Genomic DNA, 24,548 nt, shown 5'->3' on the forward strand with positions numbered 1-24,548 from the left:
AAATTATAAAGAGGAAGAGAAGAGTGAATAAATCTCAACTGATCGACAAAATTGCTGCAGGGGCTGATATCTCTAAAGCTGCGGCTGGCCGTGCGTTAGATGCAATTATTGCTTCTGTTACCGAATCTCTGAAAGAGGGTGATGACGTAGCGCTGGTAGGTTTTGGTACTTTTGCCGTTAAAGAGCGTGCTGCCCGTACTGGTCGCAACCCGCAAACTGGTAAAGAGATCACCATCGCCGCGGCAAAAGTACCGGGTTTCCGTGCAGGTAAAGCACTGAAAGACGCGGTAAACTAAGAGTGATCCCCTTGGGGATGTGACAAAGTACAAGGGCGCATCAACTGATGTGCCTTTTTTATTTCCCATTCCGGGACTTTCTACGTGTTGTGGGCTGACAATTGCCCCTGTTTCTTGTCACAATAGACCTTTCCGCGCAGCGTTCAGAAAACGCTATGCTGCGTGAGGTATACAGTCACCTACAGCGGAGTGTGGTTACACCATGATGGACAGCTTACGCACGGCTGCTAACAGTCTCGTGCTCAAGATTATTTTCGGTATCATTATCGTGTCGTTCATTTTGACCGGCGTGAGTGGTTACCTGATTGGCGGAAGCAACAACTACGCCGCAAAAGTGAATGGCCAGGAAATTAGCCGCGGGCAGTTTGAGAATGCGTTTAACAGCGAACGTAATCGCATGCAGCAGCAGTTGGGCGATCAGTACTCTGAACTGGCGGCAAACGAAGGCTACATGAAAACGCTGCGTCAGCAGGTGTTGAATCGTCTTGTGGACGAGGCTCTACTGGATCAGTACTCCCGTGAGCTTAAGCTCAGCATCAGCGACGAGCAGGTTAAACAGGCTATTTTTGCTACTCCTGCTTTCCAGGTTGATGGCAAATTTGATAACAACCGCTACAACGCGATTGTGAATCAGATGGGGATGACTGCAGACCAGTATGCTCAGGCACTGCGTAACCAGCTCACCACGCAGCAACTGATCAACGGCGTTGCCGGGACAGATTTCATGCTGAAAGGTGAAACGGATGAGCTGGCGGCGCTGGTCGCACAACAACGTGTCGTGCGTGAAGCGACGATTGACGTCAACACCCTTGCTGCGAAGCAATCGGTGACCGACCAGGAAGTAGCCAGCTACTACGAGCAGAATAAAAATCGCTTTATGACGCCGGAGCAGTTCCGTGTGAGTTACATCAAGCTGGATGCTGCAGCAATGCAGGAAACAGCCAGCGATGCTGATATTCAGTCTTACTATGACCAGCATCAGGATCAGTTCACCCAACCTCAGCGTAGCCGTTACAGCATCATTCAGACTAAAACGGAAGATGAAGCCAAAGCGGTACTGGATGCGCTGAACAAAGGCGGCGATTTTGCCGCTCTGGCCAAAGAAAAATCCGCCGACATTATCTCTGCCCGTAACGGCGGTGATATGGGATGGCTGGAAGAATCTACTACGCCGGATGAGTTGAAAAATGCTGGCCTGAAAGAAAAAGGTCAGCTGTCAGGTGTGATCAAATCTTCGGTTGGTTTCCTCGTTGCCCGCCTGGACGATATCCAGCCAGCACAGGTTAAACCTCTGAGCGAAGCGCGTGATGATATCGCGGCGAAAGTGAAGCAGGAAAAAGCGCTGGATGCTTACTATGCGTTGCAACAGAAAGTGAGCGATGCTGCAAGTAACGATAACGAATCCCTGGCGGGGGCTGAGCAGGCTGCTGGCATGAAAGCGGTCGAAACGGGCTGGTTTAGCCGTGACACCCTGCCGGAAGAGCTGAATTTCAAACCTGTCTCTGACATCATTTTTAATGGTGGTCTGATTGGTGAGAATGGTTCTCCGGGCAGTAACTCTGACATCATCACAGTGGATGGCGATCGTGCGTTTGTGCTGCGTATTGCGGAGCATAAAGCAGAGGCTGTTAAGCCACTGGCGGATGTGAAAGAGCAGGTCATCGCGCTCGTTAAGCATAATAAAGCTGAGCAACAGGCGAAACTGGATGCAGACAAACTGCTGACTGAGCTGAAAGCCGGTAAAGGTGATGAAGCAATGAAAGCAGCCGGTCTTAGCTTCGGCGAAGAGAAGACGCTGAGCCGAACTGGCCAGGATCCCGTGAGTCAGGCTGCATTTGGCCTGGGGCTGCCTGCGAAAGACAAGCCGAGCTACGGCGTGGCGAACGATATGCAGGGCAATGTAGTTCTGCTGGCGCTGGAAGAAGTGAAAGCGGGTTCTATGCCTGAGCAGCAGAAGAAAGCGATGGTTCAGGGGATTACCCAGAATAACGCACAGATTGTCTTCGAAGCGCTGATGAGCAACCTGCGTAAAGCTGCAAAAATTAAAGTCGGTGATGCGCTGGAACAGCAGCAGTAACCGAGGCTCTTCGCAAAAAATTGCAAAAAGTTGTATTCCCCAAAGGCCGCTTTCGCGGCCTTTTCCATTTCTGATATTTGCTATTTGTCTGCTGTTCTTCACCTCGCTATCGTGATTCTACTGTTAACAAACAAGGAGCAAACAGTATGAAACATGGAATTAAAGCACTGCTTATTACCCTTTCGTTGACTTGTGTGGTTATGACACAAAGTGCGCTGGCGGCGGAACCTGTCGCAAACAGTCAGATGACCCAGACCAAAGCAGATACCTCTGGTGCGGCGCATGGAAAAGCAACTGCACCGGCAAAATCCAGCGATGATGAAGGCACCAGGGTAAGTATCAATACAGCCTCTGCGGAGGATTTAGCGCGGGTTATGAATGGTGTGGGATTGAAGAAGGCGCAGGCGATAGTCAGTTATCGGGAGGAGTACGGACCGTTTAAAACCGTCGATGATTTAAAGCAGGTGCCGGGAATGGGAAGTTCACTTGTGGAACGTAATCTGGCATTTTTAACACTTTAATAACTTGCGCAGTGGCAAAAATTTGCCAGACTATAGAGGTCATACCAGTTATGACCTCTATACTCGTCGCCTTTCAAGCTGTAGATGTGTTGGTTACGCTCACTTGCCCGAATTATACGCTTGCTGCGTTACTCGGTCTGCGACCTCCCTCTTAGGGGCCAGCGCAAGCGCTGTTCAAAACACAGCGTGTTTTGTCCTGCAACTCGAAATCCTTAGAGTATGTTCTTATAAAAAAATTAGGGTTCCCGCGCTATGCAAACACAGATTAAAGTCCGTGGTTATCATCTCGATGTCTATCAGCACGTCAACAATGCCCGTTATCTTGAGTTTCTGGAAGAAGCCCGCTGGGACGGTCTTGAAAACAGTGATAGCTTTCAGTGGATGACCGCACACAACATCGCTTTTGTGGTGGTTAACATCAATATTAACTACCGGCGTCCTGCTGTGCTGAGCGATCTGCTGACCATAACCAGCCAGGTACAACAGTTAAACGGAAAAAGTGGAGTTTTAAACCAGACAATCACTCTGGAGCCGGAAGGGCAGGTCGTAGCCGATGCGTTAATTACTTTTGTCTGCATTGATTTGAAAACTCAGAAAGCGCTACCGCTGGAAGGAGAGTTGCGAGAAAAGCTGGAGCAGATGGTGCAGTAATTGTCGGTTGCCTGATGGCGTGTTTCTTATCAGGCCCAGAAGTTCATTATTTGTAAGCCGGATTAGGCGGTTATGCCGCAATCCGGCTCAATTCAAAAATTACTTTAACCCGGTCTTGCGCTTCATTGCAGCCATAATCTCGGATTTATCCGCCAGATAATGGTTCAGACCGTTAGCGCGCAGATTACAGGCGGCACAATGACCACAACCGTCGCCCTTAATTCCGTTGTAGCAGGTCAGTGTCTCATTACGCACCAGATCCAGCTTGCCCCAGTAATCGGCCAGCGCCCAGGTTTCAGCTTTATCAATCCACATCAGCGGGGTTTCAAAGCGGATGTCTTTTGCCATCCCCAGACTAACGGCATGGTTCAGCGCTTTGACAAATTCATCGCGACAATCCGGATAACCGGAGAAATCGGTTTCGCAGACGCCGGTAATGACAGCCTCCGCTTTCACCTGGTAAGCATAAATAGCCGCCAGCGTTAAAAACAGAATATTGCGCCCTGGCACAAAGGTATTGGGGATGCCGTCAGCATCCGGTTCATAATCCGGAACCGGAATATTATCCCGGGTCAGACTACTGACAGCCAGTTCGCTGAGCAGCGTGACATCAAGGACTTTGTGTGCACGGGCACCAAGTTTTAAGGCCAGGTCACGTGCGACATCAATCTCAGCGCGATGGCGCTGACCATAATCAAAGGTCACGCAGTGCACTTCATCATACTGATGCAGCGCTTGCGCCAGACAAGTGGTGGAGTCCTGACCTCCACTAAATACTACAACGGCACGTTTCATGGCTTTTCCTGACAAATAACAAAAACCCTATGGTAGCGCCTGGGCGTGGCGCCGACCAGCTTCTTCACACTGAAGGGGGTGGGAGCCAGGCTTCGGCGAACTCAAACCAGCCTCGTGGGTTCAGGCGTACGCCATTTACGCCAGGTGGAGCGCTAATGCGATAGTGATAATTGAACAGCGGCGTTAGCGTGGCGTCATTCATAAGGCTGGCGAAAACCTGTTGTAAAGCCGCGTGTCGATGGCCCTCATCAGCCTGAATTTGTAGTGCATCCAGCGTCGCTTGCAGATGGGAGAACGCTGGAGCGTCCAAAACATGCGGCCATAGCTGATCGCAGCGCAACCACTGTTCGAGGGTATATTCTGGCGCCTCGCCAATTAGCCTGTCACCCATCATCAGGTCAGCCTGGGCCAGAGGATGGTCGCCATCCCAGTTCTTCGCATTATGAAAAATCAGCGTTAATTCACAGCCCAGTATTGCCAGCGCCTGGCGAAGCTGTTCGGCCATAGCGTGCAGTTCAACCGGAAGGTGATAGGCCAATGTCAGTTTTTCCGGCAGTGGTACTTCGTCCAGGTTATCCCATTGTGGGATGGTCCACCCTGGCAACAGCGCATTGCTTGGGGTAATGAGATTTTCATCCACATCAAGAGTTTGTAGCAGGGAAGAACGATGAATGATATTGACCAACCGGCGAGCCTGGAGCGTGTTCAGACGAGAATTTTTCCGCAGCGTCAAATAGCAAAATCCGAGGCTGATCCCGCTGCTAACCTGACTTAGCATGGCAAGCTCGTCAGGTTTACCAATCGCAATTTGCACCGGATGACGACAGCTGGTACCCAGGTCCTGGGCGAAAAGTTGCGGGGTGATCCAGTATTCAATAGCTTTCAGCAACGGATGGTTTAGATGATAGTGCTCATGGCTCTCTATACGTACCAGATCGGGTGTAAACAGCGTCAGCCGAAACGGACCGGTGCCGACGAGTGGCTGTTCAGGATGGGCAAGGTGGCTGCTGTAGCTTGCCAGACGGTGCGCCAGCCAGAAATCAGGGCGATGGAGAATAAAGGTCAGGCATTGAGGATGCGTTACTTCAATGCGTTTAATGCTGATAAACAATTTATTGAGCGCAGGAAGTTCGAGCAGCATTAACAGGCGCTGATGTAGCTGTGCAGTATTTACCGCATCACCATTATGCCAGTACAGCGTGGAGCGAATGTAGAAATCCCAGCGCAGGCCGTCGGCGGAGATATCCCAATGATGAGCTAAATCTCCACAGGGGCGTTGGGTATAACTATCAAAGCGGGTCAAGCCAGAGAATATCTGCCCGGCGAGGTGTTGTTCAGCACGACCGGGGAGAAAGCCTGGATGTAGCGGATCAAGCTGGCGGTAATAGGGGATACGCAATGTCGGCGTATCGTTTTGCCACTGCCCCCCCATAAACGGTTGCAGCAGAGTTCTTAACTCTCCGGGAGCCAGCTGGGCCAGTTCCAGTACGCTGAGTTGTTCTCCCTTTTGTAGTGCCTGTTCCATCATCGTGTTGCGCAGTGAGTCGGGTGTTACCAAAAAGCGCAACAGGCCCCGTTTTCCGCGCCCGGGCTGTGCTTCCCATATCAGCCATCCGGCATCCTGCGCCTGTCTCAGTAACGTTCTTGCATGGCGCTCGCTGCAAAAACATCGCTCAGCCAGTTCGCCAACGGTGACCGACTGGGGTTCTCCGCTCGACGGCTGCCAGAGGCGTTGGTACTGGTTCAGGCGATTTAAAAGTCGCATTTATACTTCATCATTCAAGCTGTCTCTTTGTTGGCTGCACATTACCGCCCCTTAAGGGGCCGCTACAGGTAGAGTTCAAATCTGCTCCGCCCCTGTCACATACTGGAATATATGTTCCTGGGAATTCCTTCACTTGCCGCTTCGATGCTTCTCGAATGATGTTGTGTAAAGAAACCCGGAACAATTTGTTTTATCTATTCACTATTACTTCCGTATATCTCAGGTGATACTGAACCACAAGTTAACTGCGTCACAGTGTGGAGAAAGAAATGGCTCGTCTGGCTGCGTTTGATATGGATGGCACCCTTTTGATGCCGAATCACCATTTAGGTGATGAAACGCTCTCAACGTTGGCACGCCTGCGTGAACGCGATATCACTCTGACGTTTGCCACCGGTCGCCATGTCCTGGAGATGCGCCATATTTTAGGTACGATCTCGCTGGATGCCTTTTTGATAACGGGCAACGGGACGCGCATTCATTCGCTGGAAGGCGATGTACTTCACCGTCAGGATCTGAACCCCGCTGTGGCTGATATTCTCCTGCATCATGTGTGGGATACGCAGGCCAGTATGCATGTCTTCAACGATAACGGCTGGTTTACCGGACAAGAGATCCCGTCGATCCTGAAAGCGCACGTATACAGTGGATTTCGCTATCAGATAGTTGATGTGAAACGAATTCCGGCCCATCAGGTAACGAAGATCTGTTTCTGCGGCGATCATGACGATCTCATCCGCCTGCGCATTCAATTAAATGAGGTGCTGGGCGAGCAGGCAAATCTCTGTTTTTCCGCCGTAGATTGTCTGGAGGTTCTGCCGCTGGGCTGCAATAAAGGCTCCGCGCTGGCGGTGTTGAGTGATCATTTAGGTTTTTCAATGGCAGAGTGCATGGCATTTGGTGACGCCATGAACGATCGTGAAATGTTGGGCAGCGTCGGGCGCGGGCTGATTATGGGGAACGCCATGCCGCAATTGATTGCTGAACTTCCTCATTTATCGGTGATTGGGCATTGCCGCAATCAGGCTGTATCTCACTTTTTGACGCATTGGCTGGATAATCCGCATCTACCTTATTCCCCCGAATGAGAGATCCCTTCCAGCAAGCCAGACCTTTAGGTCTGGCTTTTTTTTATCTGCTTTAGTCGATATTCAGTAACCGGGATATTTCCGCTTTCCATGGCGCTAAATCACCGATATGCACACTGACCCATTGCGGGTTGTAGTAAGTCTCAAGATAGCGTTCGCCGCTGTCGCACAGAAGCGTCACCAACGAGCCAGTTTCTCCTGCATCGCGCATGCGGGCGGCAAGTTGTAACGTTCCCCACATATTGGTTCCTGTTGAGGCACCGACTTTTCGGCCCAACTGTGTTTCCAGCCAATGTGCAGTGGCAACGCTGGCTGCATCCGGTACGCGCAGCATTTCATCGACGACATCGGGAATGAAAGACGGTTCTACGCGCGGGCGACCGATACCCTCAATTTTACTTCCCACAGGGCTGCGTAACGTGGCATCACGATCCTGCCAGTATGGCAGAAAGACAGAGTTTTCCGGGTCAACTACCATCAGATGAGTGTCATAACCCTGGCAGCGAATATAGCGGCCTATCGTTGCTGATGTACCACCGGTTCCGGCGCTCATCACGATATGTCTGGGAACGGGGTTGGGTTCGCATTCCATCTGGCGGAAGATGCTGTCGGCAATGTTGTTATTGCCACGCCAGTCGGTAGCGCGTTCGGCGTAGGTGAATTGATCCATGTAATGACCGTTTAGTTCACGTGCCAGTTGCTCGGACGCAGCATAAATTTCGCAGGCGCTTTCCACAAAATGACAACGGCCGCCGTAAAACTCAATCTGTTCAATTTTACGTTTTGCCGTACAGGAAGGCATAACGGCAATAAACGGCAGTCCTAACAGCCGGGCGAAATAGGCTTCTGAAACCGCCGTTGACCCCGAAGACGATTCAATAATGGTGGTGCCTTCTTTGATCCAGCCATTACACAATCCGTACAGGAACAATGAACGCGCCAGTCGATGCTTCAGGCTGCCAGTTGGATGCGTACTCTCATCTTTCAGGTAGAGCTGAATACCTGGAAACGCCGGGAGTGACAGGCGAATGAGATGCGTATCTGCGGAGCGCTGATAATCCGCATTGATTTCATTAATGGCGTTTTTAACCCAGGATCTATTCATCATTAATATCCATTTGTCATTTTGTGCCTAGATTAGCGAAAAGCACGGAAAAAATTGTTGCCATTTAGCCTTTAAAATAGAATGTAAGGAGAAAATTCTTCTCTGTGGAGTGGATATGTTAGACAAAATTGACCGTAAGCTGCTCGGCTTACTGCAACAGGACTGCACCCTTTCTTTGCAGGCATTGGCGGATGCCGTTAATCTGACCACCACTCCCTGCTGGAAGCGACTCAAGAGGCTGGAGGATGACGGCGTACTCCTCGGTAAAGTCGCGCTACTGGATCCGGAAAAACTGGGGCTGGGTTTAACCGCATTCGTGTTGATTAAGACCCAGCATCACAGCAGTGAATGGTATTGCCGCTTTGTCACTGAAGTCACCGGCATGCCGGAGGTACTGGGTTTCTGGCGTATGGCGGGGGAGTACGACTACCTGATGCGGGTTCAGGTCGCCGATATGAAACGTTATGACGATTTCTACAAGCGCCTGGTGAACAGCGTACCGGGGCTATCGGACGTTACCTCAAGCTTTGCCATGGAACAGATTAAATATACTACTGCTCTACCTATTGAATAATTCTTCCGGCGGTCATTGCCGAAAATCAAGTCAGGACATAACGCGTGCGATTATTTGCTCAATTAAGCTGGTACTTTCGTCGGGAGTGGCGTCGCTACCTCGGGGCAGTGGCCTTGCTTATCATCATCGCTATCCTTCAGCTTATTCCACCAAAAGTTGTGGGTATTATTGTGGATGGCGTCAGCACTCAGCAGTTCACGACTGAACAAGTGCTCTTGTGGATCGGCACGATTGCTCTGATCGCTGTGGTGGTCTATTTGCTGCGCTATGTCTGGCGCGTACTGCTGTTTGGTGCTTCCTATCAACTTGCTGTCGAGCTGCGAGAAGATTATTACCGCCAGCTTAGCCGCCAGCATCCTGAGTTTTATCTGCGCCATCGCACGGGTGATCTGATGGCGCGCGCCACTAACGATGTCGACCGGGTGGTGTTTGCTGCCGGGGAAGGTGTACTGACGTTGGTGGACTCACTGGTGATGGGATGTGCGGTATTGATCGTGATGTCGACGCAAATTAGCTGGCAGCTTACGCTAATCGCCTTATTGCCGATGCCGGTGATGGCACTGATGATTAAACGTTACGGCGATAGGTTGCATAACCGCTTTAAACTGGCGCAGGCGGCATTCTCCAGCCTTAACGATCGTACTCAGGAGAGCCTGACCAGCATTCGCATGATTAAAGCCTTTGGCCTGGAAGACCGTCAGTCGGCCTTATTTGCGGCAGACGCCGAAGATACCGGGAAGAAAAATATGCGCGTTGCGCGTATTGATGCCCGCTTCGACCCAACAATTTATATCGCTATTGGCATGGCGAACCTGCTGGCAATTGGCGGCGGAAGCTGGATGGTGGTTCACGGATCGCTGACGCTAGGTCAGTTGACCAGTTTTATGATGTATCTCGGTTTGATGATTTGGCCAATGCTGGCGCTGGCGTGGATGTTTAACATCGTCGAGCGCGGTAGCGCTGCGTACAGCCGCATTCGTGCCATGCTTGCCGAAGCTCCTGTAGTAGATGATGGCGTGGAGTCGGTGCCGGAAGGTCGTGGAGAATTGTCGGTAGCGATCCGCGAATTCAGCTATCCGTTAATGACTCACCCAACGCTTGAAAACGTCAGCTTTCAGCTTAAGCCAGGGCAGATGCTGGGTATCTGTGGTCCGACAGGTGCAGGAAAAAGTACCATTCTGGCGCTGATCCAGCGCCACTTCGATATTACGCAGGGCGATGTGCGTTTTCATGATATTCCGTTAACGCGCTTACAGCTTGATAGCTGGCGCAGTCGGCTGGCAGTTGTTAGTCAGACACCATTTTTGTTTTCGGATACGGTCGCCAACAACATTGCTCTTGGACGCCCGCAGGCGACGCAGGACGAGATTGAACATGTGGCGCGCTTAGCCAGCGTACACGAGGATATTTTACGTCTTCCCCAGGGGTATGACACCGAAGTCGGTGAGCGTGGCGTTATGCTGTCAGGTGGGCAAAAACAGCGTATTTCCATCGCCCGCGCGTTGCTGCTCAATGCGGAAATCCTGATTCTGGACGATGCCCTGTCGGCGGTAGATGGTCGTACTGAGCATCAGATCCTGCACAACCTGCGGCAGTGGGGCGAAGGGAGAACCGTTATTATCAGCGCTCACCGCCTGTCTGCTTTGACGGAAGCCAGCGAGATTATTGTGATGCAGCATGGACATATTACCCAGCGTGGAGAACATGATTATTTGGTGCAGCAACCTGGCTGGTATCGTGATATGTACCGTTATCAACAGCTGGAAGCGGCGCTGTCTGACGCCCCGGAAATAAATGAGGAGGCGGCTAATGCGTAGCTTTGGGCAATTATGGCCGACCCTGAAAAGGCTGCTGGTGTATGGATCACCGTGGCGAAAACCGCTGGCCATTGCGGTGGTCATGCTGTGGGTAGCCGCGGCGGCCGAAGTCAGTGGTCCGCTGTTGATTAGCTATTTCATCGATAACATGGTGGCGAAAAACAACCTGCCGTTAGCGATGGTCGCCGGGTTGGTCGCGGCTTACATAGGTCTGCAACTGCTGGCTGCGGGTTTGCACTACGCGCAGTCACTGTTGTTTAACCAGGCCGCTGTCGGTGTGGTGCAGCAGCTACGTACGGATGTTATGGATGCCGCGTTGCGCCAGCCACTGAGCGAATTTGACACCCAGCCTGTCGGGCAGCTTATCTCCCGCGTAACCAACGACACTGAAGTTATTCGCGACCTGTACGTGACGGTAGTGGCGACGGTTCTGCGCAGTGCTGCCTTAATTGGCGCCATGCTGGTGGCAATGTTCAGTCTGGAATGGCGTATGGCGCTGGTGGCAATGGCTATTTTCCCCGCTGTGCTGGTGGTGATGGTGATCTATCAGCGTTACAGCACACCTATTGTGCGCCGCGTTCGCGCCTATCTGGCGGACATTAACGATGGCTTTAACGAAGTCATTAACGGTATGAGCGTGATCCAGCAGTTCCGCCAGCAGGCGCGCTTTGGTGAAAGAATGGGCGAGGCCAGCCGTTCGCACTATATGGCGCGAATGCAGACCCTGCGACTGGACGGTTTTTTATTACGACCGTTGCTTAGCCTTTTTTCTGCGCTGATCCTTTGTGGTTTATTAATGCTGTTCAGCTTCACGTCTGGCAGCACAATTGAAGTCGGGGTTCTGTATGCGTTTATCAGTTATCTCGGGCGTCTGAACGAACCTCTGATCGAGCTGACGACTCAGCAATCGATGCTGCAACAAGCAGTTGTCGCCGGTGAACGTGTTTTTGAACTGATGGATGGGCCGCGCCAGCAATATGGCGAGGATGAGCAGCCTCTGAGGAGTGGAAATATTGAGGTTGATAATGTGTCATTTGCTTATCGCGATGACAATCTGGTCCTGCAAAATATCAACCTGTCTGTTCCTTCGCGCAGTTTTGTGGCACTGGTCGGACATACCGGAAGCGGCAAGAGTACGCTCGCCAGCCTGCTGATGGGCTACTACCCGCTGACTCAAGGGGAAATCCGTCTTGACGGACGACCTCTCTCCTCATTGAGTCATGACGTCCTGCGTCAGGGGGTAGCGATGGTGCAACAGGATCCGGTGGTTATGGCAGATACCTTTCTGGCTAACGTCACGCTGGGGCGTGATATTTCAGAAGGTAGGGTCTGGCAGGCACTTGAGACCGTGCAACTGGCGGAACTGGCTCGTGGCCTGAGTGATGGCATTCACACCCGACTGGGTGAGCAAGGGAATAATTTGTCCGTCGGGCAGAAACAGCTGTTAGCGCTGGCGCGGGTACTGGTTGAAACGCCGCAGGTACTGATCCTGGATGAAGCCACCGCCAGTATTGACTCGGGAACGGAACAGGCAATTCAGCAGGCGCTGGCGGCGGTACGTGAACACACTACGCTGGTGGTGATTGCGCACCGGTTATCAACGATTGTGGATGCAGACACTATTCTGGTGCTGCACCGTGGTCAGGCCGTTGAACGCGGTACGCATCAGCAATTACTGGCGGCGCAAGGGCGATACTGGCAGATGTATCAACTGCAGTTAGCCGGTGAAGAGCTGGCGGCCAGCGCGCAAGAGGACTCGCTTATCGCCTGATGCACCAGCTTCGCTGTAGCCAACGCTGTTGGTGCAAAAAAATAACGCATCATGCACTGTCATGGTGCGTTTTTCTTTCCATTTATTGTTTCTGATGTACATCACGTTTCAGCCTTTCAACTCGATCCCCTGTTTTCTGCACTAAATAACAGTCCATTTCTGTTTTTTCGATTCCTGGCACACCCCTTGCAATATTCATCTCGTGTATCTGCAGCCACTACTGAATTCTGACTGGAGGGGATCTATGAAGCTGGTTACCGTGGTAATCAAACCGTTCAAACTGGAAGACGTCCGTGAAGCACTGTCGTCTATTGGTATTCAGGGGCTGACCGTCACCGAAGTGAAGGGCTTTGGACGACAGAAGGGCCATGCCGAGTTGTACCGGGGGGCCGAATACAGCGTCAATTTTTTACCGAAGGTGAAGATTGATGTGGCAATTGCCGACGACCAGCTTGATGAAGTTATTGATGTCATCAGTAAGGCGGCCTACACCGGAAAAATTGGCGACGGCAAAATATTCGTCGCCGAGCTGCAACGTGTGATTCGCATTCGTACCGGCGAAGCCGACGAAGCCGCACTGTAACTTCTGGCACACAGTGATAGGAAACCAAAAAATGAAGATAGCAACGATGAAAACGGGTATTGCTTCACTGGCGTTGCTGCCGGGGCTAGCGATGGCGGCACCGGCAGTCGCAGATAAAGCTGATAATGCCTTTATGATGATTTGCACCGCATTGGTGCTGTTTATGACCATTCCGGGCATCGCGCTGTTCTACGGCGGTTTGATTCGCGGTAAGAACGTCTTATCGATGCTGACTCAGGTCACAGTGACGTTCGCGCTGGTCTGCATTTTATGGGTTGTTTATGGCTACTCGCTGGCTTTTGGCGAGGGGAATAATTTCTTCGGTAACTTCAACTGGGTAATGCTGAAAAGCATCGCGCTGACGGCGGTTACGGGGAGTTTCTATCAGTATATCCACGTTGCTTTCCAGGGCTCGTTCGCCTGCATTACCGTTGGGCTTATCGTCGGTGCACTGGCTGAACGAATCCGCTTCTCTGCGGTACTGATTTTTGTGGTGGTGTGGCTAACGCTTTCCTACATCCCTATCGCGCATATGGTATGGGGCGGTGGACTGCTGGCTTCCCATGGCGCTCTGGATTTTGCTGGCGGAACGGTTGTACATATTAACGCGGCGATTGCCGGTTTAGTTGGGGCTTATCTGATTGGCAAACGTGTTGGGTTTGGCAAAGAAGCCTTTAAACCGCATAACCTGCCAATGGTCTTTACCGGTACCGCTATCCTCTATATCGGCTGGTTTGGTTTTAATGCCGGTTCTGCAGGAACGGCAAATGAAATCGCTGCGCTGGCATTTGTGAATACCGTTGTTGCCACTGCTGCTGCCATCCTGGGGTGGATCTTCGGTGAGTGGGCATTGCGTGGCAAACCATCTTTATTAGGTGCATGCTCCGGTGCTATTGCAGGTCTGGTTGGCGTGACGCCTGCCTGTGGCTATATCGGAGTTGGTGGTGCGCTGATCATCGGAGTCATTGCCGGTCTGGCTGGCTTGTGGGGGGTGACGATGCTGAAACGTTTTCTGCGTGTCGATGACCCCTGTGACGTGTTCGGTGTCCACGGTGTCTGCGGCATTGTTGGCTGTATCCTGACCGGGGTATTTGCAGCCAGCTCGCTGGGGGGAGTGGGCTTTGCTGAAGGCGTTACAATGGGGCATCAGCTACTGGTTCAACTGGAAAGTGTAGCGATTACCATCGTCTGGTCCGGCGTGGTGGCGTTCATCGGTTATAAGCTGGCAGATATGACCGTGGGGCTGCGTGTACCGGAAGAGCAGGAGCGTGAAGGGCTGGATGTTAACAGCCACGGTGAAAACGCCTACAACGCGTGATCCCTCGACTGCTGGTTTCGGCCTACAAAGAGTATGCTTGTAGGCCGAAACCGGCATTTATTAATTACGGTTACGCATGACCCCTTCCTGTACGGTAGAAGCTACCAGCACGCCGTCCTGAGTATAAAACTCCCCACGAACAAAGCCCCTGGCTCCGGAGGCGGAAGTGCTCTCCACGTTATACAGCAACCATTCATTGATATTGAAAGGACGATGGAACCACATCGAATGGTCGATAGTGGCTATTTGAATACCTTTCTCCAGGAAACCAATACCGTACGGTTGCAGCGCAACGGGCAGGAAATTCAGATCAGAAGCGTAGCCAAGGAGGTATTGATGTACGCGCAAATCGTCCTGCAGCGTGCCGTTGGCACGGATCCACACCTGACGGGTTGGTTCGGCAACATGACCTTTTAACGGGTTATGAAACTCTACTGGACGAACCTCCAGCGGACGGTCGTTGATAAACTTTTCTTTCAACAGCGGCGGCAGCAGATGAGCCACAGAGCGGGCAATTTCCGTTTCCGATTTCAGCTCTTCTGGGCCCGGTGCGGCAGGCATGGTTTTTTGATGTTCAAACCCCTCTTCCGGCGCCTGAAAAGAGGCGGTCATATAAAAAATGGGTTTCCCGTTCTGAATAGCGGCAATGCGGCGAGCGCTGAAGCTGTTACCATCGCGCAGAACTTCTACATCGTAGATTATCGGTTTTTGGCTATCTCCCGGGCGTAAAAAGTAGCTATGGAAAGAGTGCACCAGACGTTCTTCCGGCACGGTCTCTTTTGCGGCGTACAGCGCCTGGCCGACGACCTGTCCCCCAAAAACCTGACGCAACCCTAAGTCTTCACTTTGGCCCCGAAAGAGTCCTTCTTCAATTTTTTCCAGATTCAACAATGTCAGCAAATTTTTCAGTGCCAGACTCATACGTGCTCTCCAGGTGATATCGATGTCGCAGCGAGGTAGGCAGAGTATAACGCAATTTTGAAAGTGGTCCGATGGGTGCAATTGTCTGAATAACAGGTCTATTACAGGCAAAAATAGCTGATTTGTGCCACACTTAGTCACGTTATGTTTTTGTTAACCACTCTTCTGGCGGGGAAAGTTCTCGCTGGTGCATAGATGATAAGGAGAATTTAATGAAACTCGTGCACATGGTAAGTGGTTTAGCGGTTGCGGTCGCGCTGGCGGCCTGTGCTGATAAAAGTGCAGATATTCAGACACCTGCGCCAAGCCCTAATACGTCAATTGCTGACACACAGTCAAAAATTCAACAGCCGAATGTTTCTGGTACAGTTTGGATCCGCCAGAAAGTCGCTTTGCCACCGGATGCTGTGCTGACCGTCACGTTGTCGGATGCTTCACTGGCCGATGCTCCGTCAAAAGTGCTGTCACAAAAAGCGGTTCGAACCGAGGGCAAGCAAGCGCCATTCAGCTTCGTGCTCCCGTTTAACCCGGCAGATATTCAGCCCAATGCACGCATCCTGCTGAGTGCGGCTATCATGGTGAATGATAAGCTGGTCTTTATTACCGATACTGTTCAACCAGTCATCAATCAGGGCGGAACTAAAGCCGATCTGACGCTGGTTCCTGTTCAGCATACGGAAGTACCGGTGCAGGCAGGTGGCGGGGCAGCGACTACGGTTCCTTCGACTTCTCCGACCCAGGTGAATCCTTCTTCTGCCGTTCCTGCTCCCACGCAGTATTAATGCAGTTTATAACCCTCTCCGTCAGGAGAGGGTTAATACACCCAGCGATACCGTTGCAAATCGATTTGCCCGCTACCTGAAACCACCACACCTTCCGCCAGCAATGCCTGACGCTGTCGTTGTAGATCGGGACCGGTCAGGGATATTGCGCCATGGCGATTGACAACTCGATACCAGGGCAGGGTGCTGCCTTCCGGGAGTCTCTTTAGCACACCTCCCACCTGGCGCGCTGCTCGCGGTGAACCGGCGAGCCGGGCGACATCACCATAAGTGGTGACAAATCCTTCCGGGATTGAGGCGACGATTTGCCAGACGCGTTGGGGGAAAGAGTCTTGTATATCCATCATTTATTCCTGCAATAATCTTCCAGCATAATCCGGAATGGCGAGGGAGTGAAGCCTCATTGCACAAGAAAACAGCATCCGATGCTGGATGGGTTGCAATTACAGGGTGCAGCAGTGATAATGCGCCTGCGCGTTGGTTAACAACGCTCTCAATGGGGGCTCTGTTGGTTCTCCCGCAACACTACTCTGTTTACCAGGTCAGGTCCGGAAGGAAGCAGCCAAGGCAGATGACGTGTGTGCCGGGATGTAGCTGGCAGGGCCCCCACCCAATTCTGCTTTACTGCAATCTCCTTCTCTTAATCTTCTCTTTCTTGTCATCGTAATGTCATTTTATTGTCATCAAATGCTGTCACTGTGTTTCAGGGATGTTATTTGATGTTTTTACTGCCTCAATCTTGCCGGAAAGATATGGGTCTTGTACCCGCTATGCTTTGGCTGACCACAAGGATTTATTACGATGCCTACCGCAGTATTGAACGTCAAAATTGAAGAAGCGCTAAAAGAAAAACTTCGCCATTACGCTGAAGTGAATAATGAAAATTTAAGTATATCAACGGAAAAGCTGCTGCTTATTGCATTTTCCGCAGTAGAAGAGGCGGGAGTCTCCGCGGATGATATTGACAGCCAGCATACGGAAGAATCCGTGGTTGATGCACTGACTCCTAAAGAAATCAAAGCATTGCGCAGATTACTGAAGAAGAAAAAATGAAACAACAACCGCTCTCAAGCGCCTGTAATTATGGCGAAGCCTGTGAATTGCTGCGTTCCGGTTATGTGAAGCATGTTCGCCTGAGCTGGAATGTCGGCAGTGATGAATTTTTCCGTATCGCTTCTGACTGGTGTGATGCCGGGGCAAAGATTAAAAAAGACGGCGATAATTTTATTATCTCCCTGAAAGGCTTCCCGGTTCCCCGCCAACAGTAATGTTGTCTGCCTCTAATGGGCAATGGCAAGTAACGAGCCTTTAGGCTCGTTACTTAGATTATTTTGCGTAGTTTTCCACTACTGGCCTGTAAGCGCAGGTCATCCCAAATTGGTTGTAACGTCTTAAAGGCTGAACGCATTGTGTCATCCGGTAGCGCGAAAGGCATGCGTAAGAAGCGATCGAATGCGCCAGCCAGACCGAAACGCGTTCCGATACCAAGCTGAATGCCTGCATTTTCTGCACGAGTGGCAAATAATGTCGCCAGCGTGTCAGGTAATTCGACCCAGAAAGATAATCCTCCCTCTGGGTGGGTAAAACGCCACTCCGGGAAATGCGAGCTCATCAGAGCGCGGCACAAATCACGTCTTGTCGTGAGCAACTGTCTTCTGTCGGGAAGAAAAGTGGCTGCGTTATCCAACAGCCAGCCGGTGGCGAGTTGCTCAAGAACGGGTGAACCCAGATCAAATGTATCGCGGGTCTGTACCAGCGCGGCAATAGTACGTGACGATGCGCGAACCCAGCCCAGACGTAGTCCTCCCCAGAAGCTCTTACCCGCGGAACCCAGCAGAATGATGGGGGCGTCGCGATTGTATGCGGCGAGCGGAGGTGGCGGTGGTGCGTCGTACCACAGGTTGACCATGGTTTCGTCTACCACCAGTGTTGTATGTGTTCTGGCAGCGATATCGGCCACGACCTGGCGAGTTGCAGCATCCATACAGCGTCCGGTTGGATTGTGAAAATCTGGCATCAGGTAGGCCATTCTCGGGGCAGTTTGCGCGATAGTGGCGACCAGACCGGCTGTATCCCAGCCGTGTTCAGGCAGTGACACACCGACGGGGCGGCAGGATGCACCCTGAATCGCAGCAATGGCAAGCGGATACGTGGGATGATCAACCAGTACGCGATCGCCTGGCCCCGTGAGCAATCGCAGGATCAACGCCAATCCGCTGACCGCACCATTCACTACCATTATCTCATCAGCCTGCGTGGGTAATCCGCGTTCGCAATAATGTTGGGCGATGGATTCACGCAAAGAAGGTAATCCCTGCGGCAGATAGCCCGAACTCAGCAGGTGTTGCGGCATAGCAAACAGCGCCTGCTGGTAAGCCTGATGAATTTCCGGACCGGCGCTGAGCGCCGCGGTAGAGAGATCGAGCGCTGTACTGGTGTGCATCCTTGTTGGGACCAGGCGAATATGTTCCGGTAGGATCACCCTTGAACCACTACCGTGGCGGCTTTCGAGATACCCTTCTTCACGTAGCTGCGCCAGGGCGCTGGCGATGGTTGTCCGGCTCACTTCCAAAACGGCAGCGAGTTCGCGTTCGCCGGGCAATCGACTATCCAGTGCCAGCCGACCATCGAGTATCAGTAGACGCAGTGCTTCTGCCAGCTGCCGCCAGAGAGGCATCCGCGAAGGGACTTCCTGCCAGTGACCAAGCAGGCGTTGAAGAGACTGACTTCCGTAGCGGCGAGATGACATAGCAGTCCACTTTTTGAAAACTGGACATTAATCATAGTGCCAATTGCAGCGAAGATGAAGGTTATCTGAGCGGAGACAGGGGAAAAGTATGCTGCGTCGTTTACTTCAACTGTATATAGGGCTGGCGCTTTATGGTGTGTCGACAGCCATGTTTGTGCGTGCGGATTTAGGGGCCGACCCCTGGAACGTTTTCCACCTTGGTGTGGCGAATTTACTGAAGATGAATATCGGTGTGGTGATCATTGCCGTTGGAGTTCTGGTGCTCCTGCTGTGGATACCACTGCGTCAGCGCCCGGGGTTTGGCACACTGAGTAATGTCATTATGATCGGCCTGGCTGCAGATGTGGCGCTGATGGTTATTCCGCAATTTGAATCTCTTCTTACGCGCAGCGGGTTGTTAGTTTCCGCAGTGATACTGAATGCGCTGGCGACCAGCCTGTATATTGGCGCTGGTTTTGGTGCTGGGCCGCGTGATGGTCTGATGACGGGTATTCATGCGCGTACTGGCTGGTCAGTCCGAACCATTCGTACCGCAATCGAAGTGTCGGTTTTGCTCACAGGCTGGCTACTCGGTGGGACCGTGGGGGTAGGGACGGTATTGTATGCGCTGGCTATTGGTCCGTTAATTCAGCTTTGCCTGCCGTGGTTTCGGCATCAACCGCAATCTCGTATTCGGGTTCGCGATGAGCCTGCGGCATGATCCCACGTGGGCGACTAAACTTAACCTCTACTGACGCGGTCGGAATCGGCTTGCCGCGCAGTACACTTCGGAGGTTTTTCTCATGAAGTATGTCGATGGTTTTGTTGTTGCCGTACCCGCTGAAAACAAGGAGGCGTATATCGCGATGGCGGCAAAAGCTGCTCCGCTTTTCAAGGAGTTCGGTGCATTGCGCGTTGTGGAGTGCTGGGCGGATGATGTCCCCGACGGCAAGTTGACCGATTTTCGCATGGCAGTGCAAGCGCAGGATCATGAAGAAGTGGTATTTAGCTGGATTGAATATCCTTCAAAAGAGGTGCGTGACGCGGCGAATCAGAAGATGATGTCCGATCCCCGTATGAAGGAGTTCGGTGAGTCCATGCCATTTGATGGCAAACGCATGATCTACGGTGGATTCTCGCCCATTATGGATGACTGACGTGACTGGCTGTGCGGCGTGCCGCCAGCCATCTCAACCGCTTATCAGCGCCACGCTAAAGCCGCTTTTCTGCCCACAATATAAATTCTTGTTTCACCAGAGCTTTGCTGTAAAGCCAGCCCTGACCGTACTGCACGCCATGATCACGTAACCAGCTTTCCTGATTTGCGGTCTCAATACCTTCCGCCACCATTTCCAGCTTCAGCGTTTTGGCTATCTCGATAATATGCGGAGTCACGTTATTGTATTCCAGTGCATCCACGAACGATTTGTCTATCTTCAGAATATCCACATCCAGATCTTGTAAATAACTTAGGCTGGAGTAGCCGGTGCCAAAGTCATCAATGTAAATAGAATGCCCCGCCTGGCGGTATCTGGCGATAAACGGTGCACTGGTTTTCGGATCGGCAAATGCGCGTTCGGTCAGTTCCAGGGCGATTTGCGAAGGTTTGATCTGCCAGTGATTTACCTTCTGGCTTAACAGGGTTGGGAGGGTTTCTGATGTCAGGTTGTCTGACTCAAGATTGATGGATATATGCTGTTCTGGATGCTGGTGTAGCCATTTACCCAAATCGTCGAATACGCTTTCAATAATCAACTGAGTAAGTTGCTTTGACAGCCCGGTTTGCTCCGCCAGTCCGACGAAAATCTCCGGTGAGAGGAAACTCCCGTCAGCCTGTGGCCAACGGGCCAGTGCCTCGGCTCCGACCACTTTTCCGGTCCTGATCGAAATAATCGGCTGATAATAAACTTTAATATCCCGATGACGGATAGCTTCCTGCAGCTGGTGACGAGGGGACTGTAAGCGACGAAAAATGCTCAGAATAAATGCGGCAGTTAACAGACCAATAATAATCCCCGCCGGGAGCCAGATAAGCGCCTGTCTGTGCCATATTTTTTGCAGAGGCAGTGTCGATGCCCAGCTTACGATAGTGATGCCTAATTCGGGGAAGGGACGGGCATTATAGATAACGCCATTTTTTTCTAAGTGCGTAATGGCATTATCTATTTGAAGGTTATGCAAGATGTCTGGTGGGAGATTATCGCTACTGGCGACGACCGTTTTGCGCGTGGTGCCAATTATGGCGACATCAATCGGCCATGAGCCAAACGGAATGACGTCAATGAAGGAATTGGGATCGATCATCACAACATAATGCTCGCTGCCTAATGCCGCCATAAAACGCTGGATGCCCAAATCGTTTTGGGTGGTTAACCATGCCTGGTAACCATCACGCGTGATTTTCATTGCCGGTGGGAATGCGGCAGCCCGACTCCTTTTCTCCAGGGAAGAGCATTGTGGAACGTTGTTCTTGAGATACAGCACTTCCTGAATATAACGGTAGCTGTATGACAATCGACGCATTTCCAGCAAATGTTCTTCTCCGCAAGGTACTCCCTGAAAAGTTTCAATTTTGCGTAATGCTTTTTTCGCCTGATCGCCGACTCTTTCCGTACGTAAAGCGACCCTGTTGGTGAAGGAGTCAAGTTCATCAATAAATTTCGTTTCGACCTGACGATGCGCCAGCCACAGGCTTAAACCAACAGGCGCAAGGATGGACAGAATAAGCACACCTATCATCAGACCTATCAGATATCGTGTTGTCACAGTGATGTCCTTATTAACACAGCGTATGGAAAGTATATCTGAAAGCCAAAAAAGCTATTCGATGGGTATCATATATTTAGGGCCATTTATCATCTTGTTAATTACCCATAGTACAAATCAGGTTGAGATATGTGCGGGAGTGGTGTATTTTGTTGGTTATGTTATAACGTAACGATTTGAGGTAATCATGAAACCGGATATCCATCCTTTTTATCGTACCGTGGTGTTTCACGACACCAGTGCCAATGAGTACTTTAAGGTTGGTTCGACCATTAAAACAGAACGTGAGATTGAGTTTGAGGGCCAGGTGTACCCATACGTTACCCTTGATATCTCTTCTAAGTCTCACCCGTACTATACCGGAAAACAAAAAACCTTCGATAACGAAGGTAGCGCGGCGCGTTTCCAGAAACGTTTTGGCCATTTCATTGGCGCTAAGCGAGGTTAAGATGCAGGTACTCAATTCACTTCGTAGCGCAAAACAACGACATCCTGACTGCCAGATTGTCAAACGCAAAGGGCGCTTGTACGTCATCTGCAAAACGAATCCGCGATTTAAAGCGGTACAGGGTCGGAAGAAAAGACGTTAGTTATTTTGCCAACATCACTGGGACTCAAGTGCGTGCCATTCGGGTACGCACTTTTTTATCAGCGATTACTGACTGGTCTGTGCACGGGTCAGGGTGAAGATGTCGTAGAAAGAGAGTTCGCCTTTACGTGTCATCATTTTTTGCAGTTGTGCTTTATGCTCACTATCTACCCGAGGAGAGTGCAGTATGGTATCGATGAGTGAGGATGGAACAAAACGTGTGTTGTACCATTCGCCGTTATAGCAGACTCTGAAATCCAGTACGTCAATATCCTCAAAGCGATAACGCGGTGCCACGTCAAAAAAGAAAAAACCATTCAGTATTACGAACAGTACCACCAGCAACCATACTGAATCGACCAGTGTTTCTGATTGCAGCATAACCGCCAGCGTAGCAAACCAGGCAATATACATGCCGATAAATAACCCAGGATGTTTGCGAATGAAGCTGATGCTAAAGCGCGGTCTGTTGTCGCGCTTCTCGCGAATATTTAAGTCGTCGATTGTTTCGGTAAGCAGGCGCTGTATTTCTGTCATTTCTTGCCTTCGTGATGTCTTCAATAATCAGGAGGGATCGGCCTATTTTAAGAGGGGATCCTGTCTGAAAAAAGTAACAGATTAACCACAATTTAGCATAACAGTTACATTTCTGTTCACAGCGTTTTGATGACCCGCGCAGGATTACCCCCAACTACGGTATTTGCCGGGACGCTTTTGGTTACTACGGCACCTGATGCAACAACGACGTTGTCACCCAGAGTTACGCCAGGATTTATCACGGCTCGCCCACCTATCCAGACGTTATTCCCGATAGTCACTGGTTTTCCCAGTTCCTTACCACTGTTGCGCTCATCGGCATCCAGCGGGTGGGTTGCGGTATAGATATGGACTCCCGGTGCAAGCATACAGTTATTGCCAATATGGATCGGGCAGACATCAAGCATGACGCAGTCGAAATTGGCATAGAATTCTTTGCCGAGGTAGATGTTATAGCCGTAATCGCAACGAAATGTAGGTTCGATATAAGCTCCCTCGCTTTGACCCAACAGGTCATGCAGAATAGCCTGCCGCTCATGTTGTTCATCGGGGGCGGTGAAATTATATCGATGGATCAGTTGGCGTGCGCGAAGCCGATCTTTGCGTAAAGTATCGTCTGCCGGGCGATACAATTCGCCGGCGATCATCTTTTGCTTTTCCTCACTCATTGCGCATTTTCCTGTTTGCTGATGGTTAATCTCAGTACACTAAAACGCAATGCAATTAAGGGGAACGTTCCCGACACTTCTGCGTGATCACTGTCACATGATTAGAGTTAAGTAATAGTTAGAAACGAGAAAACGGTCAGTCAGACAAACAAATGTACCGCTATACCTGACTTAACCTCGTGAGCAATTAGCGAATGAATTTCCAAACGGAAGTTGGGATCTTGTCGTACAGCTTATTCATGGTCAATTCAGCAAGACGATGATCTGCTGCTGAGTAAAATACAGCCAGTTCATTGTCAGACAATTCATATTTATTTTTCTCAATAACGCGTTCAAGTGTGTCTATTGTCTGGCAGCGTCGCAGGCGCATCAAATAATCAGTTTTAGTTAATGGTTTATCGGACATAACTCTTACCTATGATTGTAATAATTTTTAACAAGACAAACTTACAGGATTAGCCCTGGTGGCATTGACAAAACAGCGAAACAACCGATTACCGGACTTTCGCCATTTCTGTAGATCCTGCGTATTAATACCATAACTGCTGAACAACATAAAAGTGTCATCCAGGTATTCATCAATCTGAGCGATCAGCTTATTGTCCTCATTGTACTTAATTTTATAATTAAGTGCGAAGGTTGCAATATGCTCTATCAGTTCATTGAGCTGCAAGCTGGTTGCTGAAGTCGGGTCATTAACCCAACCATGGTTGCTTTGTTCAAGGTTTGCAAGACAGTCATGATACAGGGTTTCACAGAGAAATTTAAGCTGTGCGATATCATGTCTTTTGGGTGAGTATTCATCCATAACGCATCCCCTTCTTAGAGGCTTAACTAACCGAACACCTTTCGGGATGGATACAACAAACTACCTGGAACTTGCCCGCGACTCCTGATGGTTTAACTATAATCTACTCTAAAAAAGATTTCATCGTCGTATCACGAAAAATTACATTTACGGCAAATTATGATGCAGTTCCATTTTTACACTTTAACTGATAAATACAGGTATTCGAAATGGAACAATTTCTTTATTGTTCGGGCAATCATCAGGTTATCTTGTTTAGGTTTAGCAACAAAAGGCAACAGTCTACAATGCAATGAGTGACTAGGATTAATCTTAATATTTATTAAAGTAAATAAGAAACCTCAGGATTCTTTAAGAATAGCCTTTAAGCCTACAGGGATTATATCGC

At 50.6% G+C, this 24,548-nt stretch carries 27 protein-coding genes, 1 other RNA gene and 1 pseudogene; 18 read left to right on the forward strand and 11 right to left on the reverse strand.

Annotated elements, in window-relative coordinates:
* The first annotated feature begins 5 nt into the window (after positions 1 to 5).
* From hupB to fadM, 4 genes are all read left to right on the forward strand, one after another.
* Positions 6 to 296 carry a nucleoid-associated protein HU-beta gene (hupB, locus tag OGY01_RS12475; protein WP_219352570.1) on the forward strand — a complete coding sequence of 97 codons (291 nt, stop codon included), beginning with the start codon at positions 6 to 8 and terminating at the stop codon, positions 294 to 296.
* Between the two features lie 202 nt (positions 297 to 498).
* Positions 499 to 2,373 (forward strand): peptidylprolyl isomerase, encoded by a 1,875-nt coding sequence (gene ppiD / locus OGY01_RS12480; RefSeq protein WP_284097023.1) that lies wholly within the window; start codon positions 499 to 501, stop codon positions 2,371 to 2,373.
* A 146-nt stretch (positions 2,374 to 2,519) separates the two neighbouring features.
* Positions 2,520 to 2,894, forward strand: coding sequence for a helix-hairpin-helix domain-containing protein (locus tag OGY01_RS12485; protein ID WP_286493177.1), 375 nt, complete (start codon positions 2,520 to 2,522; stop codon positions 2,892 to 2,894).
* Between the two features lie 252 nt (positions 2,895 to 3,146).
* On the forward strand, positions 3,147 to 3,545 hold the full coding sequence (gene fadM / locus OGY01_RS12490) for a long-chain acyl-CoA thioesterase FadM (protein ID WP_045440562.1): 399 nt from the start codon (positions 3,147 to 3,149) through the stop codon (positions 3,543 to 3,545).
* A gap of 99 nt (positions 3,546 to 3,644) precedes the next feature.
* Here fadM and queC read toward each other — a convergent pair whose 3' ends face one another.
* Complete coding sequence (queC, locus tag OGY01_RS12495) at positions 3,645 to 4,340, reverse strand: 7-cyano-7-deazaguanine synthase QueC (protein WP_045440563.1); 696 nt, start codon at positions 4,338 to 4,340, stop codon at positions 3,645 to 3,647.
* 64 nt (positions 4,341 to 4,404) lie between these two features.
* Positions 4,405 to 6,105, reverse strand: coding sequence for an SgrR family transcriptional regulator (locus tag OGY01_RS12500; protein ID WP_286493178.1), 1,701 nt, complete (start codon positions 6,103 to 6,105; stop codon positions 4,405 to 4,407).
* Positions 6,106 to 6,374: 269 nt separating this feature from the next.
* On the opposite strand from OGY01_RS12500, the gene cof reads away from it, so the two are divergent.
* The gene (gene cof, locus OGY01_RS12505) at positions 6,375 to 7,193 is read left to right on the forward strand and encodes an HMP-PP phosphatase (protein WP_045440571.1); all 819 of its coding nucleotides are present in this window, start codon (positions 6,375 to 6,377) and stop codon (positions 7,191 to 7,193) included.
* Between the two features lie 52 nt (positions 7,194 to 7,245).
* Here the strand turns inward: cof and OGY01_RS12510 are convergent, their stop codons facing one another.
* Positions 7,246 to 8,301 (reverse strand): PLP-dependent cysteine synthase family protein, encoded by a 1,056-nt coding sequence (locus OGY01_RS12510; protein WP_136345282.1) that lies wholly within the window; start codon positions 8,299 to 8,301, stop codon positions 7,246 to 7,248.
* Positions 8,302 to 8,413: 112 nt separating this feature from the next.
* On the opposite strand from OGY01_RS12510, the gene decR reads away from it, so the two are divergent.
* From decR to amtB, 5 genes are all read left to right on the forward strand, one after another.
* Positions 8,414 to 8,872 carry a DNA-binding transcriptional regulator DecR gene (gene decR, locus OGY01_RS12515; RefSeq protein WP_045440577.1) on the forward strand — a complete coding sequence of 153 codons (459 nt, stop codon included), beginning with the start codon at positions 8,414 to 8,416 and terminating at the stop codon, positions 8,870 to 8,872.
* 44 nt (positions 8,873 to 8,916) lie between these two features.
* Complete coding sequence (locus tag OGY01_RS12520; protein ID WP_045440579.1) at positions 8,917 to 10,689, forward strand: SmdA family multidrug ABC transporter permease/ATP-binding protein; 1,773 nt, start codon at positions 8,917 to 8,919, stop codon at positions 10,687 to 10,689.
* Positions 10,682 to 12,460 (forward strand): SmdB family multidrug efflux ABC transporter permease/ATP-binding protein, encoded by a 1,779-nt coding sequence (locus OGY01_RS12525; RefSeq protein WP_286493179.1) that lies wholly within the window; start codon positions 10,682 to 10,684, stop codon positions 12,458 to 12,460. The genes OGY01_RS12520 and OGY01_RS12525 overlap by 8 nt, the downstream gene beginning before the upstream one ends.
* 244 nt (positions 12,461 to 12,704) lie before the next feature.
* Positions 12,705 to 13,043: a P-II family nitrogen regulator gene (gene glnK / locus OGY01_RS12530; RefSeq protein ID WP_002891893.1), complete on the forward strand. Its 339-nt coding sequence runs from the start codon at positions 12,705 to 12,707 to the stop codon at positions 13,041 to 13,043.
* Between the two features lie 31 nt (positions 13,044 to 13,074).
* Entirely contained in the window at positions 13,075 to 14,361 is a 1,287-nt protein-coding gene (amtB, locus tag OGY01_RS12535; RefSeq protein ID WP_048221942.1) for an ammonium transporter AmtB, read from the forward strand.
* 60 nt (positions 14,362 to 14,421) lie between these two features.
* Here amtB and tesB read toward each other — a convergent pair whose 3' ends face one another.
* Positions 14,422 to 15,282, reverse strand: coding sequence for an acyl-CoA thioesterase II (tesB, locus tag OGY01_RS12540; protein WP_045440591.1), 861 nt, complete (start codon positions 15,280 to 15,282; stop codon positions 14,422 to 14,424).
* A 212-nt stretch (positions 15,283 to 15,494) separates the two neighbouring features.
* On the opposite strand from tesB, the gene OGY01_RS12545 reads away from it, so the two are divergent.
* Complete coding sequence (locus tag OGY01_RS12545) at positions 15,495 to 16,064, forward strand: YbaY family lipoprotein (RefSeq protein WP_045440593.1); 570 nt, start codon at positions 15,495 to 15,497, stop codon at positions 16,062 to 16,064.
* Between the two features lie 32 nt (positions 16,065 to 16,096).
* Here the strand turns inward: OGY01_RS12545 and OGY01_RS12550 are convergent.
* Positions 16,097 to 16,486, reverse strand: a pseudogene (locus OGY01_RS12550) (MGMT family protein).
* Positions 16,487 to 16,570: 84 nt separating this feature from the next.
* Between OGY01_RS12550 and ffs the strand changes: the two are divergent.
* The 3 genes from ffs (at position 16,571) to OGY01_RS12565 (ending at position 17,332) form a co-directional block, all read left to right on the forward strand.
* Positions 16,571 to 16,667: signal recognition particle sRNA small type (ffs, locus tag OGY01_RS12555), an RNA gene on the forward strand.
* 198 nt (positions 16,668 to 16,865) lie between these two features.
* Complete coding sequence (locus OGY01_RS12560; RefSeq protein WP_286493180.1) at positions 16,866 to 17,117, forward strand: hypothetical protein; 252 nt, start codon at positions 16,866 to 16,868, stop codon at positions 17,115 to 17,117.
* Positions 17,114 to 17,332, forward strand: coding sequence for a hypothetical protein (locus OGY01_RS12565; RefSeq protein ID WP_045440600.1), 219 nt, complete (start codon positions 17,114 to 17,116; stop codon positions 17,330 to 17,332). The genes OGY01_RS12560 and OGY01_RS12565 overlap by 4 nt, the downstream gene beginning before the upstream one ends.
* 53 nt (positions 17,333 to 17,385) lie before the next feature.
* On the opposite strand, the gene yczR is transcribed toward OGY01_RS12565, so the two are convergent.
* A complete protein-coding gene (yczR, locus tag OGY01_RS12570) occupies positions 17,386 to 18,813 on the reverse strand; it encodes a MocR-like transcription factor YczR (RefSeq protein WP_200012195.1) in 1,428 nt (475 codons plus the stop codon).
* 88 nt (positions 18,814 to 18,901) lie between these two features.
* On the opposite strand from yczR, the gene yczE reads away from it, so the two are divergent.
* Positions 18,902 to 19,513: a membrane protein YczE gene (gene yczE / locus OGY01_RS12575; protein WP_284097027.1), complete on the forward strand. Its 612-nt coding sequence runs from the start codon at positions 18,902 to 18,904 to the stop codon at positions 19,511 to 19,513.
* 82 nt (positions 19,514 to 19,595) lie between these two features.
* Positions 19,596 to 19,949, forward strand: coding sequence for a DUF1428 domain-containing protein (locus tag OGY01_RS12580; RefSeq protein ID WP_045440607.1), 354 nt, complete (start codon positions 19,596 to 19,598; stop codon positions 19,947 to 19,949).
* A 55-nt stretch (positions 19,950 to 20,004) separates the two neighbouring features.
* Here OGY01_RS12580 and pdeB read toward each other — a convergent pair whose 3' ends face one another.
* Positions 20,005 to 21,558, reverse strand: coding sequence for a cyclic di-3',5'-guanosine monophosphate phosphodiesterase PdeB (gene pdeB, locus OGY01_RS12585; RefSeq protein ID WP_286493181.1), 1,554 nt, complete (start codon positions 21,556 to 21,558; stop codon positions 20,005 to 20,007).
* A 187-nt stretch (positions 21,559 to 21,745) separates the two neighbouring features.
* Between pdeB and OGY01_RS12590 the strand changes: the two genes are divergently transcribed.
* Together OGY01_RS12590 and ykgO are read left to right on the forward strand one after the other, a co-directional pair.
* Positions 21,746 to 22,006, forward strand: a complete 261-nt coding sequence (locus tag OGY01_RS12590; RefSeq protein ID WP_045440619.1) for a type B 50S ribosomal protein L31 — start codon at positions 21,746 to 21,748, stop codon at positions 22,004 to 22,006.
* 1 nt (position 22,007) lies between these two features.
* The gene (gene ykgO / locus OGY01_RS12595; protein ID WP_005125190.1) at positions 22,008 to 22,148 is read left to right on the forward strand and encodes a type B 50S ribosomal protein L36; all 141 of its coding nucleotides are present in this window, start codon (positions 22,008 to 22,010) and stop codon (positions 22,146 to 22,148) included.
* 65 nt (positions 22,149 to 22,213) lie between these two features.
* Here the strand turns inward: ykgO and OGY01_RS12600 are convergent, their stop codons facing one another.
* The 4 genes from OGY01_RS12600 to tomB form a co-directional block, all read right to left on the reverse strand.
* The gene (locus tag OGY01_RS12600; RefSeq protein ID WP_045440622.1) at positions 22,214 to 22,684 is read right to left on the reverse strand and encodes a YlaC family protein; all 471 of its coding nucleotides are present in this window, start codon (positions 22,682 to 22,684) and stop codon (positions 22,214 to 22,216) included.
* Positions 22,685 to 22,800: 116 nt separating this feature from the next.
* Positions 22,801 to 23,352 carry a maltose O-acetyltransferase gene (maa, locus tag OGY01_RS12605; RefSeq protein ID WP_045440624.1) on the reverse strand — a complete coding sequence of 184 codons (552 nt, stop codon included), beginning with the start codon at positions 23,350 to 23,352 and terminating at the stop codon, positions 22,801 to 22,803.
* A 187-nt stretch (positions 23,353 to 23,539) separates the two neighbouring features.
* Positions 23,540 to 23,758 (reverse strand): hemolysin expression-modulating protein Hha, encoded by a 219-nt coding sequence (gene hha, locus OGY01_RS12610; RefSeq protein WP_002892050.1) that lies wholly within the window; start codon positions 23,756 to 23,758, stop codon positions 23,540 to 23,542.
* Positions 23,759 to 23,785: 27 nt separating this feature from the next.
* A complete protein-coding gene (gene tomB, locus OGY01_RS12615; RefSeq protein WP_003021733.1) occupies positions 23,786 to 24,160 on the reverse strand; it encodes an Hha toxicity modulator TomB in 375 nt (124 codons plus the stop codon).
* Positions 24,161 to 24,548 lie beyond the last annotated feature (388 nt).

Origin of the sequence: Citrobacter sp. Cm038, assembly GCF_030333105.1 — a bacterium.
GTDB lineage: Bacteria > Pseudomonadota > Gammaproteobacteria > Enterobacterales > Enterobacteriaceae > Citrobacter > Citrobacter murliniae.